A 17,934-nucleotide genomic window follows, 5' to 3' on the forward strand; every position below is an offset into this window, starting at 1 on the left:
ATGGCCTGGACGAGGGACGAGACGGCGGCGATGGCCGCGCGCGAGCTCAACGACGGCGACTACGTCAACCTGGGTATCGGCATCCCCACGCTCGTGGCGAACCACCTACCCGACGGGGTGCGCGTGGTGCTGCAGAGCGAAAACGGAATCCTGGGCATGGGCCCGTTCCCCTACGAGGGTGAAGAGGACCCGGACCTCATCAACGCGGGCAAGCAGACCGTGACGCTGCGCCCCGGCGCTGCCGTGTTCGACAGCGCAACGAGCTTTGGCATGATCCGCGGCGGCAAAGTAAAGATGGCCGTGCTGGGCGCCATGCAGGTCTCCCAGAACGGGGACCTCGCCAACTGGATGATCCCCGGCAAGATGATCAAGGGCATGGGTGGGGCCATGGACCTTGTGGCGGGAACCCCGCGTGTGGTGGTGCTCACCGATCACGTGTCCAAGAGCGGCGAGCCGAAGTTGGTGAAGGAATGTAACCTGCCGCTGACCGGCGTGAACGTGGTTAAGCGCGTGATTACCGACCTGGCCAGCTTCGATGCGGGCGAGGGCCACCTCATCCTGCGCCGCCTCGCGCCGGGCGTGACGTTGGATGAGATCGAGGAAAAGACTGAGGCCGCCTACACGGTGGATCTTGTGGAGCCGGCTAGCTAGTCGGCGGGCAGGTAGTGCTCGGGAATGTCCAAGGCCAGCAGATCCTCCCGGGACTTGTCCGACTTTTCCAGCGCGACCTTCACAACGTGTCGCATCTGGTCTTCGGGATCGGGGATGCGGCGCTGCTCAGACATGAGCACCGTGAGGATTTCCGGCTGATCCTTGAAGCAGTGCCACACCACGGCGGTGGCCAGTGATTCCAACACGAGGCCGCGCGGGCGGGTTGCCTGCTGCGGCTTCTCGGCACGCTGGCCGCCGCCACGCGGGCGCACGTGCAGATCCTGCTGGCCGATGCCCACGATGGAACCGTCCTTGTTCTTGATCACCGAGGTGTAGGGCACGTTGGCGTATCCATCCTCCGCGACTGTGGCGCGCATCCATTCGCCCAGCTCCGGGGTGATCTCCACGTCCAGGTAGGCGCCATCCCGGCCGGGGCTGAGGAACTGGAAGGTGCCGGTGCGCGTCCAGGCCTCAAAGTCCTTGCCCAGGTAGCGGGCAACGAGGGTTCCGAACATCACGTCGGTCATGGCGAACAGCGTGCCACCAAAGGCAGCGCCGTGCATGTTCGCGTTCCACCAGTGCAGGTTCAGCTCAATGCGCGCCTTGGACCAATCGTCCGAGATGTGCGTCATCTTCACGCCAGAACCAGACAGCGGCGGCCACAGATTCATGTAGCCCTTCATCTTCGACGGCGACTTCATGGAGCGCCCCACCAGCGTGGACGTAATCTTCTGCGGGCTCTTCGCCAAGCTCTTCAGCGTGCCCAGCAGGCCCTTCTTCGCGCTGCCCTTTGTATCGTCTGCCGCATGGGGAGACGTGTTATGTCCGGCGTGTGATGCTTCTGCCATGATGTGCTGCTAAAACCTTCCGACCCGAGCGTATGACCAAACGCATATGTATAAAACTATGTCTCTTATTGTGCCACGTGCACACCGAGTGGATTGTAACGTGGTTCACATGAACGCTCAGCCCGGTGCCGCCACGACGGAAGCCGTCACCATCACCGCTGCCGACGGGCGAGAACTCGTCGGCACACTCTTCCTCCCAGCCTCCGGCGAACCCACCGGCACCGCAGCGGTCCTGCACCCAGCCACGGGCGTGAACCAGCACCTCTACCGGAAATTTGCGGACTACCTCGCCGGCCAGGGATGGCCTGCACTGACCTACGATCTTCGGGGGTCAGGGCTGTCCGTTGTGGCGTCGGATAAAAAAGACACCACGGTGCGGATGTCCGACTGGATCCTCAAGGACGTCCCCGCAGCGACCGCGTGGCTGAAGGAGCGGTTTCCAGGGCGCAAGCACGTGGGAATTGGGCACTCGGTGGGTGCGCACGGGATGCTCGCGACGCAGGCCCAGGAACCCGTGGACGCGATGGTGATGATCGCCAGCCACGCCGGCATCACCGCCACCATTTCCACGCGAACCGAGCGCGCGAAAATCTGGGCAATCTTCAACATCATCACGCCCGTGACCTCGAAAGTTCTGGGTTACGTGCCCGTCGAACAACTCGGGGTGGGCAAACAGATTCCCGTGGGCGTGATGACCCAGTGGGCGCGGTGGAGCCGCCAACCGGACTACTTCTTCGGCGACCCGGAGTTCGACCTGGCTACACGCTACGCGGCGGCGACCGGGCCGGTGCTGTCCGTGGTGCTCACCGACGACCTGTGGGCGAACCGAGCGGCCGTGGATGTGCTGACTGACCGGATGACCAGCGCAAAAGTGGAGAAGCTGGATATCGAATGCGGGAAGGCGACGCCACGCGGGGCCGTGGGGCATATGGGTTTCTATCGGTCGAGGAATCGCGAACTGTGGCCGCAGGTTGTGGGATGGGTGCGCGAGAAGCTGCATTAGTTACATTAACTGCGCTAGTTACGTGGCGGGCAGCTGCAGGTAGTGTGCAGCGTGCCGGACTTCAAAGGTTGACGGGCTACGATATTTTCCATGCTTCAACTTCCTCCGACCGTGCGTGCGCACCGCTCGCTCGACTATCTCGCCCCATGTGTGCTGATCATGGGGCTGTTCTTTGGTGCGTACGCGGTGTAGGACACCCTCGAGCACGCCCGCGTGGCTTTCCTCCTCGACGTCGGTGTGTTCCGTGACGCGGGCCGGGCAATTACGGAAAACTTCCCGCTGTACTCGTCTGATTTCCCCACCCGCTCCGGGTTCCGTTTCATCTACCCACCGTTCGCCGCAGCATTGTTTGTGCCGCTGACGTGGATGAGCGAGGAGCGCATGCAGGCCGTCTGGACCATCGCCACCGTGGTTGCAGTCCTGGCCGTGGTGTCGATGGCAACGCACCGGCTTGGCCTGCGCCGTTGGTGGATGTGGGCGATCGGTCTGACTGGCTTCGCGCTGATGCTCGACCCGATCCAGAAGCACCTGATGTACGGGCAGATCAACATCTTCCTTGTGCTGCTCATCACCGCCGACGTGCTGGGGTATATGCCTCGCTGGTTGCGGGGTTTGGGCATCGGCGTGGCCGCGGGCATCAAGATCACGCCGGCGGCGTATGCCCTCATTTTCTTCGTGCGCCGGGACTGGTGGTCGCTGGGTCGCTCGGTGTTCTTCGCCCTGGTCACGGTGGGGATCGGTTTCCTCATTCGGCCGTCCGATGCCTGGTACTACTGGACCGTTGAGTTCTTCAATCCTGATCGTGGCGGTGCCCCTTCGTATCCGCCGAATCAGGCGCTGACGGGGTTGATTGCGCGCCTCGGTGTCTCGGACGACACTGCCTCCACCATCATGGGCCCCGGTTTTCTGATCCTGGCCGCGTTGACCTTCTGGGGCGTGTGGAAGCTGACGTGGTCCGGCAGGCATGTGGACGCCCTGATGCTGGTGCTGCTCGGTATTTCCCTGGCGAATCCCATTGCGGTGACGCACCACTGGTCCGGCATGGTCATCGCGCTGCCGCTGGTGTTCGTCGCGGTGAATCGCTATGTGGGGGCGGCGATGCTGCTGTTCCTGTATGCGAACTTCGCGGGTTTCTGGGTGCTGTACCCGAACCAGCCCACTTATTCGTTCGAATTTCCGGAGTGGTTTGTCTACAACCTGCAGGGCTTGTCGGGGTTGATCCTGTTCGTTACGTACCTGGTCACGGTGCCAAAGCCCGTGGGCGCCCCGCCGCTTCTTCCTTTCCGACGCCACCCCGCGCCGCACTCCACCAGTCCGCTGCGGGAGCCGCAGGAGGGTGTTGTCCAGCCAGCTGGCTAAGGTGTGCTCCATGGTTCGGAGCGAGAAGACGAGTGAAAGGACGAGAAGGGGGCTCGGGAGATACGGGGGGTCTGCGGTAGCGGTCGCGATGTGTGCAGCCGCAGTTGCGGTGATGGTGGCCTTGGCGCTGGGGCTAGTGCTGGGGCTTGCTGGCTGTTCGGTTGTGGAGCAGCAGCCTGGGGCCGCGCGGTCTTCTGGTTCTGTTGCCGACTCCGCACCTGATTCTGCGCCCGGCTCTGCACCTGACTCCGTGGCCGGTTCCGAGACCGATTCCGACTCGGATTCGGCGCCTGCGCCCGTACCGGAACCGGCCGATCCACCGGCCGCGCGGCAGTATCCCCCGGTTGACGTTCCAGGCACGCTCGCATTGCTGAACACCCTCGAGGTCAAGGGTCGCGCGCCGAAGACCGGGTACTCGCGCGACGAGTTCGGGCAGCGCTGGAAGGACATCGACCGCAACGGCTGTGATCAGCGCAATGACGTGTTGGCCCGGGATCTCACGGACGTGAACGCACCGGAGGGTTGCAAGGTCCTCAGTGGTGTACTGCAGGATCCCTACACGGGTGAGACCATCGATTTCCGGCGCGGAGCGAAGACGTCTTCTGCCGTGCAGATCGATCACGTGGTCGCGCTTGGCGACGCCTGGCAGAAGGGCGCCCAGCAGCTATCCCCCGAACAGCGGGAAGAGATCGGCAACGACACCATGAACCTGCTCGCCGTCGATGGCCCCACCAACCAGGCCAAGGGTGCCGGGGATGCTGCCACCTGGTTGCCCCCGAACAAGGCATTCCGGTGCCAGTACGTCACCATTCAAACGCAGGTGAAGGCCAAGTATCACTTGTGGGTCACGCAGGCGGAAAAGGACGCGATCGAGCGGGTGCTGAGCACCTGTGGCGCCTAAGTAGCGCCTAAAAATTGTTGAGCACGATCAGCCAGATCGCGATGTGGTGAAAGCCTGCGGCCAAGATCGTGGCGGCGTGGAAGACTTCGTGGAAGCCGAACCAACGCACGCTGATGTTCGGCCACTTCAGGGCGTAGGCCACCGCGCCGGCGGTGTAGATGATGCCGCCGATGATGATGAGAACGAGGACGGCCGGGCCGAGCCCACGGGAAAGATTGCCCAGGTCAGCCAGCGCGGTCCAGCCCAAGATGAGGTACACGGAGACCGATAGCCAGCGCGGGTGCGTGATCCACAGGATGTTCAGCGCCACGGCCGCCAGCGCGGCCACCCAGGCCACACCGAGCACGATCCAACTTCGCGCGTCGGTGTTCGCTCCGATGATGACCGGCCCGTACGTTCCGGCGATGAACAGCGCGATCATGGAGTGATCTGCTCGGCGCCATCCGGCCACGGCACCTTCCGTGCGCCAAGGGAAGCGGTGGTACAGAGCCGAGACGCTGAGCATGCAGACCAGCAGGGCGGCGTACACCGCCGTGGCAAACGTCAACGGGCTGATCCCGTGCAACCCGGCGGCGGCGACCACCAGCGCTGTGGAGGTGCCGCCGAAGTACCACGCCGCGTTGGCGTGCAACCGTCCGCGCAGGATCGGGCGCGGCCCGCGATCGATGGGAGTATGAATAGCGATGACAGTTCACCTTCGACAATAGTTTTCCTGACGAGAAATATCCTAGACCCCGCAGACCCCACGTAGACTGAACCAATGATTAAACGCCTGCTTGCCCGCGGCTTCTGGACCGTGTCCCCTTGGACTCTGCGCTCCGAAGACGCCCCCTCCTCACCGAGCGTCTTCGTGGCCGCGCCACACACCTCGAACTGGGATTTCATCCTCATGCTGGCCGTGGCGTGGCAGAAAGATATCGATATCTTTTGGGTCGGCAAGGACGCCTTGTTTAAGGGCATTGGCGGAAAAATTATGCGCGCACTTGGTGGCGTCGCCGTGGATCGCAAGAACCCGCAGAACGTCGTCTCCGAACTCGTGGATCGGATGAGCGCTGGCCACGGAGCGGGTCTCGTCATCACGCCGGACGGCACCCGCGGAGGCCACGAATACTGGAAGTCCGGCTTCTACCGCATCGCCCAGGAGACCGGGCTGCCCGTGACGCTCGCCTACGTGGATCGTCACACCATGACCTCCGGACTGGGCCCCACGTTCACCCTCACCGGCGATGTTTCCGCCGACATGGACCGCATCCGCGAGTTCTTCGAGGATAAGTGGCTCTTCACGTTTCGGAGTGCGTAGTTGACCGCGGGGTGGGGTTCGGGGTGGCACAACATATAGGGGTCCTGGCCGGTACAAGATGAGAGTTACGACGCTTCCATCCAACCGAACCAGGACCCTACTGTGCAGCCTACTACTGGCAACCTCGTCGCCGACACCATCTGCCGCACCGCCGAGATCGGCCTGACGATCACCGGTGCCGCCGACGCCGGAAACATCACCATCATCGACGCCACACCCGTGTCCGCGAGCAACACCTGCCCTGACTGCGCACAATCCGGGAAGCTTCGCGACCACGTCCTTCGTCGTCTCGTCGATCTGCCGGTGGTCGGGTTCCCGACCCGTCTGCACGTCCGCGTGCCCCGCTTCACCTGTACGAATGCCTCCTGTGGCAGGAAGATCTTCCAGGCCACACTGAGCTGCGCCGATGACGGAGCGAAACTCACCCACCGGGTGACCCGCTGGATCCTCCAGCGCCTCGCGGTCGACCGGATGAGCGTGTCTGCCACCGCCAAGGCACTCGGCGTGGGTTGGGAGCTGGTCAATCAGGTCGCCCTCGAGGCCTGCCGCAAGCTTGTCTACGACGACTCTCCGCATCTGGACGGGGTGCGCATCCTCGGGGTGGATGAGCACGTATGGAAACACACCCGAAAGTCAGGTCAGCCATCCAGTCTGGTGACCATCCTCGTCGACCTCACGCCCCTGGTCGACGGCCGTGGCCCTGCCCGACTGCTGGACATGCGCCCCGGCCGCAGTGCACAGGTGCTGCGCACCTGGCTGCAGGAACGCGATCCTGCTTTCCGGGAAAATGTGCAGGTGGTGACCATGGACGGCTTCACCGGTTACGCCTCAGCCGTCGATCAGATGCTCCCGGATGCCACCAAGGTCATGGACCCCTTCCACGTGGTGCATCTGGCAGCCGACAAACTCACCGGATGCCGGCAACGGCTCCAACGAGAGACCACCGGACACCGGGGCCGCAAGGACGATCCGCTGTACAAGCACCGTCGCACGCTACTGACCAGGACGGACTACCTCACCGAGCGGCAGAAGCAGCGCCTGGACATGCTGTGGGCCACCGATGACGAATACGTGGCCCTGGAGGTGACCTGGATGTTCTATCAGGACATGATTGCGGCTTACGGGCATCCGCAGAAGTCGGAGGGCAAGAAGCTCATGAGCAGGGTGATCAACAGCATTCGTAAGGGCCTACCGAAGGGGCTGGAAGAGCTCGCGCAACTGGGTCGGACATTGTGGCGTCGGCGTGAGGATGTCCTGGCGTACTTCGATATCGGGGCGTCCAACGGTCCGGTCGAGGCGATCAACGGACGGCTCGAGCATCTACGCGGGATTGCTCTGGGGTTCAGGAATCTCAACCACTACATCTTGCGGTCACTGATCCACTCCGGCCAGATACACAACCGGATCAACGCACTCTAAATCGTGAAGAGCCGGATAAGTCCGGCTTCTATCCGCACAAGCGTGTGGAGCCGCGCCTGCGTTCGGAGCTGAATCCTGGCACTGAATCCCGGCACTGAATCCTGATGGCTTCCGATCGCTCCGCTAGCTAGGCGCGTCCGCGTGCCGCCCGTCCCCGGGGACTGCTGACGGTGGGGTCGCCGGGGATCCAGAACCGCAGTTGGGCGTCGGTGTTCTTCGAAATGCCGATGCGCGGCCCAGTCACGTAGTCGACCCGCCGTGCGGCCGGTGTTAGTTCGACGCCACCAGCCAGCCCCGTCCCCGAGCCCTGCGAGAAGGGCTGACCATTGAGGTGCAGGTCCAGGCCCAACGCCGCGCCGAGGTTGCCGGGGCCGCGCGCGAGCATCTCGGGGGCGATGGCCGAGCGGGTGCCGGTGCGGGTGTCGAGGCGGCGCTGCATGGCGATGTCCTCGCCCATAACGACCCGCCCGCCGCGCAGCAACACGGCGCTGGCGGTGCCGTTCGGGCTGCAGACGATGTTGCCCGCGCGGTGGATGCCGTAACTGACGTACACGTAGAGCCGCTGCGGGGGACCGAACATGACGGACGCCCTCGGTGTGGGGCCTTTGGCGGCGTGGCTGGCGGCGTCGAGTTCGCCGAGGTAGGCCTCCACTTCCGTGAGCTCGACCGCGACGGGGCCGACGCGCAGGATTGCGCCGAGCAGCAGGGGAGCGACCTCGTCGGCGGGGCGGGAGAAGTCGATGGATGGGGCGGGAGGTGTGCTTGGTGTGGTTGATGTGGCTGGCGTGTTTGTCATGTTTGACGTGCGTGCCTGGTCCGTCATGCTTCTTGTTGCAGTTCGCGGATGACGCGCGCCGGGGAGCCCACCGCAACCACGCCCGGGGGCAGATCCCTGGTGACTACCGACCCTGCGCCGACGACGGTGTTGGCGCCGATCGTCACGCCGGCGCAGACGGTGACTCCGCCCGCCAGCCAGACGTTATCCTCCAGTGTGATCGGGGCGCCGTACTCCCACTCGGCTGCGCGGAGGGCAACGTTGTCGATGGGGTGCAGTGGGGTGAGGAACTGCGCTCGCGGCCCGATCTGGCAGTGGTTCCCGATGGTGATGGGGCAAACGTCGAGGAACACGGAGTGAAAGTTCACGAAGGTGTGGTCGCCGATGTGAATGTTGAAGCCGTAGTCCACGGTGATGTCGGGGATGACTGTTGTGCCCTCACCGAAAGTGCCGAGGAGTTCTGCGAGCTTGCGGTTGCGGGTCTCTTCATCGGCGAAGTCCAAGCGGTTAATGGCCTGAGCTGCGGATTTACCGGCGATGGAGGCGGCGCGGATCTCGGAGTCATCGGCGCGATAGAGCTGCCCGGCGATCATGCGGTGCAGCATGCTCAGTGTGGCAAAGTCGGTGGGTTTGGCGATATCAGCGACACCAGCGTCGCCGGCGTCGCCAGCGTCGCCCTCGACATTGCGGCCTGCGTGACGGTTCTTCGTCCTTTCCGCAAGCTGTTCCGGGGTGAGGCGCAGCTCCGCCGCGAGATTGTGCGCCGCAGTCGAGGTGGTGCTCGTCTTGGCGCTGGTGCTGTCACTTGTGCTGGCGTCGGCGCTGTTGCGGGTGGAGGCGTTGGTGGAGGTTGGCTTGGTTGTGTCGGTCATGGCGCCATTGTCCCAGATAGTAGGGCGGTCACGGTGGGTTGCTGCAAGGTTCGCTGGGCCATGCGGTGGGGCATCCGTGCAATCCCCACAACAAATGGGGCTTCAGATGTGACAATGTTGTGTTCTGTAGAAATCGGCTCTGTAAAACCCCAGGTCGCGATTTTGAAAAAGGCTCAAAACACAACATTGTCACAAGTGCAGCCCCGGAACGTCTTGTGCGCAGAGGTTTGGGACCCGCGGATGGTGGCATTCCCCGGACACGGAAGCCTGGCGGGGCTCCCCCAAATCCCGTGCAGCGGCGTGGGTCCGGGGGCGAGGGCGAGGCGGAATGGAGGCCGAATGGGGGGCGGAGTGGAGGGTAGGTGGGGCGCGGATGACATGGGAAAGAGTCCAAAATCGCCCCAATCGCCACAAAAGAGACAGCTTGGTCTAGAATCGGTGCAGTTGCGCTGTTGGCAGGGCGTGTTTGTCGGTGGACACCACCACATACGAGCAGGTCACGAAGCTACCCCAACGGCAACCCCAACCCCAACCCCAACCCCAAGCCCACGAAGCACAGGAGTGATGATGACCGGAACGCAGCCCACCGGATTCGATACTGCAGCCATCCACGCAGGTTACGAACCCGATGCCTCAATGGGCTCTATCAACGTGCCGATCTACGCATCCACAACGTTCGCTCAGAACGCCCCCAACGACCTGCGCGGCGGCTTCGAGTACGGCCGCGTGGCGAACCCCACTGTCGCCAGCCTGGCCCGCACCATCGCGGCGCTGGAGGGCGCGCAGTATGGTCGTGTGTTTGCGTCTGGCATGGCTGCCACCGACCATCTCCTCCGCGCCATCCTGTGCCCCGGCGACCACCTCATCATGGGCCACGACGCCTACGGCGGTACCTACCGCCTCATCGCCAGCGTCTTTGCTGAATGGGGCATCGACTTCACGGTTGTCGATACGACCGACGCCGCCGCGGTGAAATCTGCCGTCAAGGACACCACGCGCCTGGTATGGGTAGAGACCCCCACGAACCCACTGCTCGCGATCACCGATATCGCAGCCGTTGCGGACGCTCTCCGCGGCACCGGGGTGAAGCTGATCGTGGACAACACCTTCTCCAGCCCCTACCTCCAGCGCCCGCTGGATCTGGGGGCGGACATCGTGCTGCATTCCACCACAAAGTACATCGGCGGGCACAGCGACGTGGTCGGCGGCGCCGTGGTCAGCAATGACCAGGAGCTGGACGAGAAGCTGGACTTCCTCCTCGGCGGCGCAGGCCCAATCGCCAGCCCCTTCGATGCCTACCTCACTGCTCGCGGCGTGAAGACCCTCGGGGTTCGCATGGATCGGCACTGCTCGAACGCCCAGCGCCTCGCGGAGTTCCTTGAGGAGCAACCGCAGGTCTCCCAGGTCCTGTACCCCGGCCTGGCCAGCCACGCCGGGCACGAGATCGCTAAGAAGCAGTCCACCGGCAAGGGCTTCGGCGGCATGATCTCCGTGCGTTTTGCCGACAAGTCCACGGCGCTGAAGTTCTGCGGGGCCACGAAGTTGATCTGTTTGGCGGAGTCGCTTGGTGGCGTCGAAAGTCTGTTGGAGCACCCCGCGACGATGACGCACCAGTCAGTGGCGGGGTCGCAGCTGGAGGTGCCGCAAGACCTCGTGCGCATCAGTGTGGGCATCGAGGATATCGACGATCTGCTGGCCGATGTGAAGCAGGCGCTGGCGCAGCTGTAACCAAAAGTTAACTGCACCGGCCGTGGAACACGGGTAAATTCGGGCGTATGAGCGCAGCAAATGAGAACACCCAGTCCACTTTCCACTTGGATGAGGATGCCACCGAGGAAGTTACCCACATCCGCCCGGCACGCCCCTCGGAGTACGGCACCATCCACGCCATTGTCATGCAGGCATTCGCGGATGCCCCTAATGCGTCGCACCGCGAGCAGTTCGTCGTTGACGAGCTCCGCGCGGCGGATGCGTTGACCTTCAGCTTCGTTTCCATCAAGGAGGGTCGCCCGGTGGGGCACGTCGCGGTATCCCCGGTGACGGTCGAGGCCACCGACGATAAGGGCAAGAAGCAGAAGCTCGACGGCTTCTACGGCATCGGCCCGATCTCTGTTCTGCCGGAGCTGCAGGGCCAGGGATACGGCGCGGCTCTCATGGAGCACGCCCTGAATCAGCTGCGTGCGATCAACGCCCGCGGTGCTGTGGTCCTGGGTGATCCGGGCTACTACAAGCGCTTCGGCTTCGGCCCCAGCAAGCTGGCCTATGCGGAGGCGCCGAGCGAGTACTTCCAGGCGCTATCGCTCGACGGTGACGAGCTGCCGGAGGCTACGGTCACCTACCACGAGGCATTCAAGGCAGAGTCGGCCTAACTAGGGTCGGCCAAAGTAGGGTCGGCCTCAGCACAGTCGGCCTAGTAGCCGTAGCCCGCTCCAGCCCCGGCACCGTAGCCGACACCCGTTCCGGCCCCAGCCCCCGCTCCAGCACCCGAGCTGCTTTCGTCCTCACCCTCGGGGGACTTCAGCGCTGTGCGCACCACGTCGAGTGTGCCGGAGGATTCCAGCGTGGAATTCTCCGAGAACCCTTGGCGCACCACCACAACGTTTTTGCTCGGGATGATCACGGTGTACTGGCCGTCGTGGCCGTCCGCCCAGATCATGTCCGCGGGCAAATCCTTGAAGAACAGGGAGCCATTCGCCGACTTGTTGAGCCACCATCCGGCCCCGTAGGCCGGCGAATTGGGGTCATCGCGCTCAGAGACCTTGGTGGCGGTCGTGGATTCCTTCAGCCAGCCGTCGGGCAGCAGCTTCTCGCCGTTGATCTCGCCACCGTTGGCCACGAATTGCCCCATCTTCGCCCAGTCGCGCGGCGTGGCCCACGTGTACGAGCCGCACACCAGGTTGCCGGACGCATCCGGCGCCATTTCAGCGCTCAGCATTCCCAGCGGTTTAAAGATGAGCCGCCAGGCCATGTCGATGCCCATGCCGGATTTCTCCTGCATCGCGTTGCACAGCAGGTTCGTCGATCCGGTTGAGTACTCCTGGTAGGTGCCCGGTGTGTGCTCGAGCGGTTTGTCTGCCACGTATTCCGGCATGTTGGGCTCACGGTACAGCATCTGCGGGGTGTCGCCGCCGGTGTCGTAGTTCTCGTTCCACTCCAAGCCGCTGGTCATGCGCATGAGCTGGTCGATGGTGATGTCGGCGCGCTCGTCTCCCTCGCCGTTCCACTCAGGGCGCAGTTGCGAGTCTTTTACGCTGAAGTTTTTGTTCTCCATCGCCAGCCGTCCGGCCATGAGATTCGTCAAAGACTTGGACATTGACCAGCCCAGTTGCGGCGTGGTGGCGTCGAAGTCTTTGCCATACCCCTCGCCGACAACGGCCCCTTGCTTCATAATGACGACTGCCCGAGCACCCTTCACGTCGAGGGCGTCCTCGACTGCCTTGTCGAGCTCCTTTTTGCGCTTGGGGTCGCTGGGTTCCACCGTGGGTTGGGGTACGCCGCCGCCGGTTGCGCGGATTTGTTCGGCGCGGGTGTCGATGTCCGGCACGCTGGTCGAATACTTGGGCGGGGTGTCGGCAATGACACAGCCACTATTTTCGACGCCATAAGCCCGCTTCGTGTACAGCCCCAGAATGGATGCGGAAGTGGAGCGCTCCATGATGTTGCGCGCCGGGGTGATGAGCCCCGCGAGGGGGTTGTCTGGGATGTCCGGATCCCAATTGTATTTGCCCAGCACATAGCGGGTGGCGCAGGCGGCTTCGGCGTAGTAGCCCGTGCCAACCTCGGCTGCGGGGGCAGCAGCGATGCCCAAACCCACGCCGGTGGCCACGGCGAAAATGCCGGTGACGCCTACGGCGGCTAGCGTGTTTTTAACCCATTTCCTCATACAAATCACTCATTATGCCACCACCGCGGGACTATCGATATCCGCGACGCGACCGCGTCGCGAACTATCTTGGGGGTCTGCGTGGTTAGCCCACGCTGTCGGCCATGTTGTAGCCCAGAGCTTGGAGGGCCTCGCGGGCCTTTTGGTCACCACCGAAGAAGTTCTCGACCTCGAGGACTCGTCCACTCTCCCGGTTGGCGATGAACAAGGTGGGGGCGGGGCCAGCGCTGTACCCCGCGAAGTTCGTGGGGGTATCGCTGGCGATGACGGCATCGCTGACGTTTTTGCGGAGCGCGACTTCGTTGGCGTATTCCTTGTCGTTGACGAGGTCAACCTTTTGCATGAAGAACGGCGAACCCGATGTGCCGGAGCACTGCATTCCGTCCATCATGCGGCTGGGGCTGGAGCCATCTTCGTATTGCAACTCGAACTGAGCCTTTGAGCATGCAGTGAGGAATCCGCTGAGCTGCGGCGGGAGGCCATCAACGTAGGTGGAGTCGAGGCTTCCATCTGCCTGCAGTCCGCCTGGCGACGGGGAGCTAGCGCTACCAGGGGTGCTCTGCTCCTCGGTGAGGCCAATCGTGCCCTCGGTGTTGCTTTCGGTGGCGCTATTGCTGGAGGATTCGTTGTCTTTGCCGAGAAACAGGATCGCGGCGAGAACCACAACGATGGCAACGATGAGCCCGACGATCACCAGGGCAACCGACTTAGACTGACTGCCATTGTCTGGCTCGGGGGTGGGGCCAGGGCCGAAACCCGGTCCTGGGCCAAAAGGCGCACCTGGGCCGCCGGGGCCTTGCGGCCCCTGTGGCCCCTGTGGCCCTCCCGGGCCTAGCGGCCCCTGAGGCCCGAATGCGCCAGGGTTGGCATTGGCGCTGGGGTTGCCCTGTGGGCCTATTGGGCCCATGGGGCCGAAGCTGCCGTAAGCCCCCGGTTCACCGTGAGGGTTGAATGGATCTTGCGGGTGACCCTGGCCCTGATATCCCTGCGGTCCCTGGTTGTGCGGGCCTTGATTGTGCGGGCCTTGATTGTGCGGTCCCTGTGGACCGAACCCGTTGGGATTGCGGGAGTTGTTGTCTGCCATGATTCTCCAAACACGTATTACTTCTCTTGAAACGTGTTCATAGCTTACGACAACCAAACTTCTTTTCACTCGGCAAGCACGCCACTTTTATCTTCAGCTCCCCCCGCTCGAAAATATGGCGTTAAATATCGAGATATTCTGCTCCGCCACTATCCAATCCGCGTTCGGTTGCCGTGATGAGCGTTGCAGGAATGGCCCCTAGCGTGCCCGGGGCATCTACCTGCCGAAAAGCCGCTTCTCGGAGCGCTTCGGTCGAGTCGAAGACCTCGAGGCTGCTCGACGCCTGCCAGCGGTCAGCTCCAGCAGAGTTTTCCGGGGCGGGCAGTTTTTCGTTCCGCTTTGAGGAGGAATCCGAGTTTGTTGTCTCATTGTCTGTATCGCGGTCCGCATCGCGCCCGGAGTCCTTTTCCGAATTCACGGGAATGGATCCTGAGAATCCAGGAGAGTCGTGCGGGGTGGTGCCGCGGTGTGGCGTCGACGAAGAATGAGAAGTATCAGTGGAATCATGCGTGGAATCATCCGACAGTAGATCAAAAAGCTTCCACGGGTTATTGATCCATTCCAGGTCCATATCGCGGGTCAGGCGCTGCGCCGGGCCCAGCAGTTTGCCGGTTTTGAGCGGCATGTCTCCGAGCAAAAACTCTTCGATCTTGCCGGTCAGCCCAGTGGAATGGGCTTTGTTCTTCGACGCCGCTACGTTGTCCCCATCCGCGCCGCGGCGAGGTGCGTCTGTCGCTACGCCCACGGTGTCGGGGAGGGTGGTGCGCACGATGACGATGTTGTCCTTCGGCGTGAGGTAGCTGGTCCACACGGTGCGGGTGCCGCTAAAAGACTGATCTAACTGGGCGAGTTGGCGGCCCTGGAAGATTTTGCGGGAAGGGGCGCCGGTGGAGGCATCTGAGTAGTCGGTGACCTGGACTTCCTGGAAGCCCTCGGAGTGGGCTTTCTTGCGCTCGACAAGGAGTTTCATCCCCTCGACGGCCGCGGCGGACAGGCCACCGCTGAGTTCGGCTGCGGTGTCCACGATGGGGAGGTCGTTGTCGGAGATGTAGATCGTCTTATTCGGCATACGTATAAGTATGCATAGAAATGCGTGGGGTGGCAACGTGAGCGGATTCCAAACTTCACCGGGCGGGAGAAACTAGGCTGGTCACCATGACCGCACATGAAGCATCAGAGAGTAACGGCAGCACAAGCAAAACCCGCTGGGCGATTGTCACTGGCGCCTCCGCAGGTATCGGCGAGGCAACCGCCGAGCTGTTGGCTAAAGACGGCTGGTACGTCATCGCGGCCGCCCGGCGCGAGGATAAGCTGCAGGAAGTAGCCGAGAAGATCCGCACCGCATGCGGCGAGGACCGCGCCGTCCCGGCGGTGCTGGACGTGACGGACGCCGAGAGCGTGGAGGCATTCACCGAGCGGGTGAAGGAGATCACCGGCGGCACGGTTGATCTGCTGGTCAACAACGCCGGTGGTGCGCGTGGCCTAGAGCCCATCCTGGAGACGGACTCGGCCGATTGGCGCTGGATGTACGAAGCCAACGTGATGGGCACCCTGCAGGTCACCCGCGCGATGTTCCCTCAGCTCGAGGCCGCCGAGGCGCCGCAGATCATCAACGTGGTGTCCGTGGCCGGGCGCGGGGCGTACCGCAACGGCGCCGGGTACAACGCGGCGAAGTTCGGGCAGACGGCACTCACGGACGTGATGCGCATGGAGTTCGCCGAACGCGGTGTGCGCGTGTGCCAGGTGGATCCCGGCCGGGTGGCCACGGACTTCTCCCTCAACCGCTTCAAGGGGGACAAGGATCGCGCGGACGAGGTGTACGCCGACAAGCTCAACCTGGTGGCTGAGGACATCGGTGAGACGATCCGGTGGATCGCGGATCGCCCCCGCCACATGGACGTGGAATCCATCATGATCCGGCCCCTGGATCAGGTCTAGAGGCCGGGACCGGGCAGAACGCCGGACATAACAACGAGAAGGTTAGTGGGCGTCCTCGCCCACTGAGTCCTCTTCCAGAACACGTGCGGCTTCGAGGGCTTCCTTCGCGGTGGCCTCAGCGGCGGCACGCTGCTTGGGAACCAGGCCCAACCGGGTGCGGCGGTCCAGGATATCGGCGACCGTCATCGCGCCCTCGTGGGTTACGGCCCAGCTGAACTCGGCCCGCGTCACATCCGTGCCCTCGGCAACGGGCTTGAGCGGATGATCCAGCAGGCACGCGGACACAACGTGTGTCGCCTCGTTGCCATAGCGGCGGTGCAGCCGCTCGCGGACTGCCGGGGACGATGCTGCTTCTGTAAACGACGACGCCGGATGCAGCACCGGCTCATCGGTAGTCAGCGCATCATCCCGCGCGCCGACCAGGGGAGTGGTGGCGGTGACAGACGTGCCTACGGAACGCACCATGCCGTCGTTGACGAGCTGATCCACCGTCTGCTCAGCCATCAGCCGATACTCGGTGAGCTTCCCGCCGGTGACGGTCAGCATGGCGCCGTCGCGCAGGATCACATGCTCGCGGGACAGATCCGCCGTGGATTCGTTGTCATCCGCCTCGGTGGAGGAGGTGCCTTTCTTCTCGAAGTGCACCAGCGGGCGCAGCCCGGCGAACGTGCCGATCACGTCGTCCTCCGTGAGCTTGACCTCCAGCGCCTGATTAACCACATCGAGGATCCAGCGCACGTCCTCCTCCGGAGCGGTGGGCTCTTCCTCGATGGTGGGGGCGGGCTCATCCGTCAAGCCGACGTAGCAGCGCCCCAGCTGGGTGGGCAGGATGAAGCAGAAGCGGTTGGTCGCGCCGGGCACGGGAACCGTCAGCGCGCCGGTGGGGTTGCCCAACCGCTCGGCGTCCACCACCAGGTGCGTGCCGCGGGAGGGGCGCACGCTCACCTGCGGGCACAGGCCGCCAGCCCACACGCCGGTGGCGTTGACGATGGCCTCGGCGTGCACGGTCAGGGACTCCTGCTCGCCCTTTGCGCCGCTGACCTGCAACGACACAGAACCGGACTCGGTGTCCACAGAATCCACATTGGCGTGCAGCAGCACATCCGCGCCGTACCCAGCGGCGGTTCGAGCTAAGGCAGTCACGAGGGCGGCGTCGTCAATAAGCTGGCCGTCATAGTTGACGTAGCCGAAGCGCACCTTGTCGCGCGGCACGGCGGGGCAAAGCTTGGCGACCGTGGCCGCGGACACGGTCCGTGAGCGCGGCAACGTGGAGCCGGAGGTGCCGGCGGCGATACGCAGGGCGTCGCCGGCGATGAAAGCCAGGCGCGGCAACACGCGGTTGGCCACGGAGAAGGAGTCCATCACGGGCACGACCTGCGGGAGCGCGTGGGTGAGGTGCGGGGCGGTGACCTCCATGAGGATGCCGCGCTCGCGGGCCGAGCGGTGCGCAATGCCCACGTTGCCGGTGGCCAGATACCGCAGCCCACCGTGCGCGAGCTTGGACGACCACCGAGAGGTGCCGAAGGCGAGATCCTGCTTGTCGACCAGCAGCACGCTCAGGCCACGGGTGGCGGCATCGAGGGCGACTCCGGCACCGGTCACGCCCGCACCGATGACCACGACGTCGTAGCGCTTCCCCTGCCGGAGGGACTCCACAACCCGCTGCCGGGTGGCCGGGGACAGCGCGGCGTCGGCGGGCATAAACGGGGCCTCACCAGCGGATTGACCGGAGCGAGGGCGGTTGGCAATGGCGGTGGCGAAGCGAATGCGGCTCATGCCTTAAGGATACCGCGCGCCCGGGACAGAAAGATATAGTGAAATGCACAATTGCAGCCGCGATGTGCAGGCCTGGCCAGTTACAATCAGGGGCATGAGCCAACAGCGTGAACACAACCAGAGCC

At 63.8% G+C, this 17,934-nt stretch carries 17 protein-coding genes; 9 read left to right on the plus strand and 8 right to left on the minus strand.

Translation table 11 applies throughout. The features are described from left to right. Complete coding sequence (locus LA343_RS02300; RefSeq protein WP_025401750.1) at nucleotides 1–651, plus strand: CoA transferase subunit B; 651 nt, start codon at nucleotides 1–3, stop codon at nucleotides 649–651. Here the strand turns inward: LA343_RS02300 and LA343_RS02305 are convergent. Next, nucleotides 648–1,352, minus strand: a complete 705-nt coding sequence (locus LA343_RS02305) for a PaaI family thioesterase (RefSeq protein WP_081737386.1) — start codon at nucleotides 1,350–1,352, stop codon at nucleotides 648–650. The genes LA343_RS02300 and LA343_RS02305 overlap by 4 nt on opposite strands. Before the next feature lie 256 nt (nucleotides 1,353–1,608). On the opposite strand from LA343_RS02305, the gene LA343_RS02310 reads away from it, so the two are divergent. The 3 genes from LA343_RS02310 to LA343_RS02320 all read left to right on the plus strand — a co-directional run bounded on the left by LA343_RS02310 (nucleotide 1,609) and on the right by LA343_RS02320 (nucleotide 4,762). Then, a complete protein-coding gene (locus tag LA343_RS02310; protein ID WP_025401752.1) occupies nucleotides 1,609–2,502 on the plus strand; it encodes an alpha/beta hydrolase family protein in 894 nt (297 codons plus the stop codon). A 213-nt stretch (nucleotides 2,503–2,715) separates the two neighbouring features. Beyond that, nucleotides 2,716–3,861 (plus strand): glycosyltransferase 87 family protein, encoded by a 1,146-nt coding sequence (locus tag LA343_RS02315; protein WP_052337490.1) that lies wholly within the window; start codon nucleotides 2,716–2,718, stop codon nucleotides 3,859–3,861. Nucleotides 3,862–3,949: 88 nt separating this feature from the next. Beyond that, entirely contained in the window at nucleotides 3,950–4,762 is an 813-nt protein-coding gene (locus LA343_RS02320; RefSeq protein ID WP_081737243.1) for a GmrSD restriction endonuclease domain-containing protein, read from the plus strand. Between the two features lie 7 nt (nucleotides 4,763–4,769). Here the strand turns inward: LA343_RS02320 and trhA are convergent, their stop codons facing one another. Continuing rightward, the gene (gene trhA, locus LA343_RS02325; RefSeq protein ID WP_224209235.1) at nucleotides 4,770–5,447 is read right to left on the minus strand and encodes a PAQR family membrane homeostasis protein TrhA; all 678 of its coding nucleotides are present in this window, start codon (nucleotides 5,445–5,447) and stop codon (nucleotides 4,770–4,772) included. Between the two features lie 75 nt (nucleotides 5,448–5,522). On the opposite strand from trhA, the gene LA343_RS02330 reads away from it, so the two are divergent. After that, nucleotides 5,523–6,062 (plus strand): 1-acyl-sn-glycerol-3-phosphate acyltransferase, encoded by a 540-nt coding sequence (locus tag LA343_RS02330; RefSeq protein ID WP_025401755.1) that lies wholly within the window; start codon nucleotides 5,523–5,525, stop codon nucleotides 6,060–6,062. Nucleotides 6,063–6,164: 102 nt separating this feature from the next. Next, on the plus strand, nucleotides 6,165–7,481 hold the full coding sequence (locus LA343_RS02335) for an ISL3 family transposase (RefSeq protein ID WP_025401756.1): 1,317 nt from the start codon (nucleotides 6,165–6,167) through the stop codon (nucleotides 7,479–7,481). Between the two features lie 127 nt (nucleotides 7,482–7,608). On the opposite strand, the gene LA343_RS02340 is transcribed toward LA343_RS02335, so the two are convergent. Further along, the gene (locus tag LA343_RS02340; RefSeq protein WP_052337608.1) at nucleotides 7,609–8,277 is read right to left on the minus strand and encodes a DNA-3-methyladenine glycosylase; all 669 of its coding nucleotides are present in this window, start codon (nucleotides 8,275–8,277) and stop codon (nucleotides 7,609–7,611) included. Nucleotides 8,278–8,300: 23 nt separating this feature from the next. After that, a complete protein-coding gene (locus LA343_RS02350) occupies nucleotides 8,301–9,128 on the minus strand; it encodes a sugar O-acetyltransferase (protein WP_310648495.1) in 828 nt (275 codons plus the stop codon). A gap of 564 nt (nucleotides 9,129–9,692) precedes the next feature. Between LA343_RS02350 and LA343_RS02355 the strand changes: the two genes are divergently transcribed. Continuing rightward, entirely contained in the window at nucleotides 9,693–10,856 is a 1,164-nt protein-coding gene (locus LA343_RS02355; protein WP_396021868.1) for a cystathionine gamma-synthase, read from the plus strand. A 47-nt stretch (nucleotides 10,857–10,903) separates the two neighbouring features. Further along, nucleotides 10,904–11,497, plus strand: coding sequence for a GNAT family N-acetyltransferase (locus LA343_RS02360; protein WP_025401760.1), 594 nt, complete (start codon nucleotides 10,904–10,906; stop codon nucleotides 11,495–11,497). A gap of 41 nt (nucleotides 11,498–11,538) precedes the next feature. On the opposite strand, the gene LA343_RS02365 is transcribed toward LA343_RS02360, so the two are convergent. From LA343_RS02365 to LA343_RS02375, 3 genes are all read right to left on the minus strand, one after another. Then, on the minus strand, nucleotides 11,539–13,011 hold the full coding sequence (locus LA343_RS02365; RefSeq protein WP_025401761.1) for a serine hydrolase domain-containing protein: 1,473 nt from the start codon (nucleotides 13,009–13,011) through the stop codon (nucleotides 11,539–11,541). A gap of 85 nt (nucleotides 13,012–13,096) precedes the next feature. After that, nucleotides 13,097–14,095, minus strand: coding sequence for a hypothetical protein (locus LA343_RS02370; protein WP_224209201.1), 999 nt, complete (start codon nucleotides 14,093–14,095; stop codon nucleotides 13,097–13,099). A gap of 121 nt (nucleotides 14,096–14,216) precedes the next feature. Continuing rightward, nucleotides 14,217–15,164, minus strand: coding sequence for a hypothetical protein (locus tag LA343_RS02375; protein WP_025401763.1), 948 nt, complete (start codon nucleotides 15,162–15,164; stop codon nucleotides 14,217–14,219). Between the two features lie 86 nt (nucleotides 15,165–15,250). Between LA343_RS02375 and LA343_RS02380 the strand changes: the two genes are divergently transcribed. Beyond that, complete coding sequence (locus tag LA343_RS02380; RefSeq protein WP_025401764.1) at nucleotides 15,251–16,033, plus strand: SDR family oxidoreductase; 783 nt, start codon at nucleotides 15,251–15,253, stop codon at nucleotides 16,031–16,033. A 42-nt stretch (nucleotides 16,034–16,075) separates the two neighbouring features. Here the strand turns inward: LA343_RS02380 and LA343_RS02385 are convergent, their stop codons facing one another. Continuing rightward, entirely contained in the window at nucleotides 16,076–17,734 is a 1,659-nt protein-coding gene (locus LA343_RS02385; RefSeq protein WP_052337609.1) for a glycerol-3-phosphate dehydrogenase/oxidase, read from the minus strand. Between the last annotated feature and the right edge of the window lie 200 nt (nucleotides 17,735–17,934).

Source organism: Corynebacterium falsenii, assembly GCF_020099275.1.
Lineage (GTDB): Bacteria > Actinomycetota > Actinomycetes > Mycobacteriales > Mycobacteriaceae > Corynebacterium > Corynebacterium falsenii.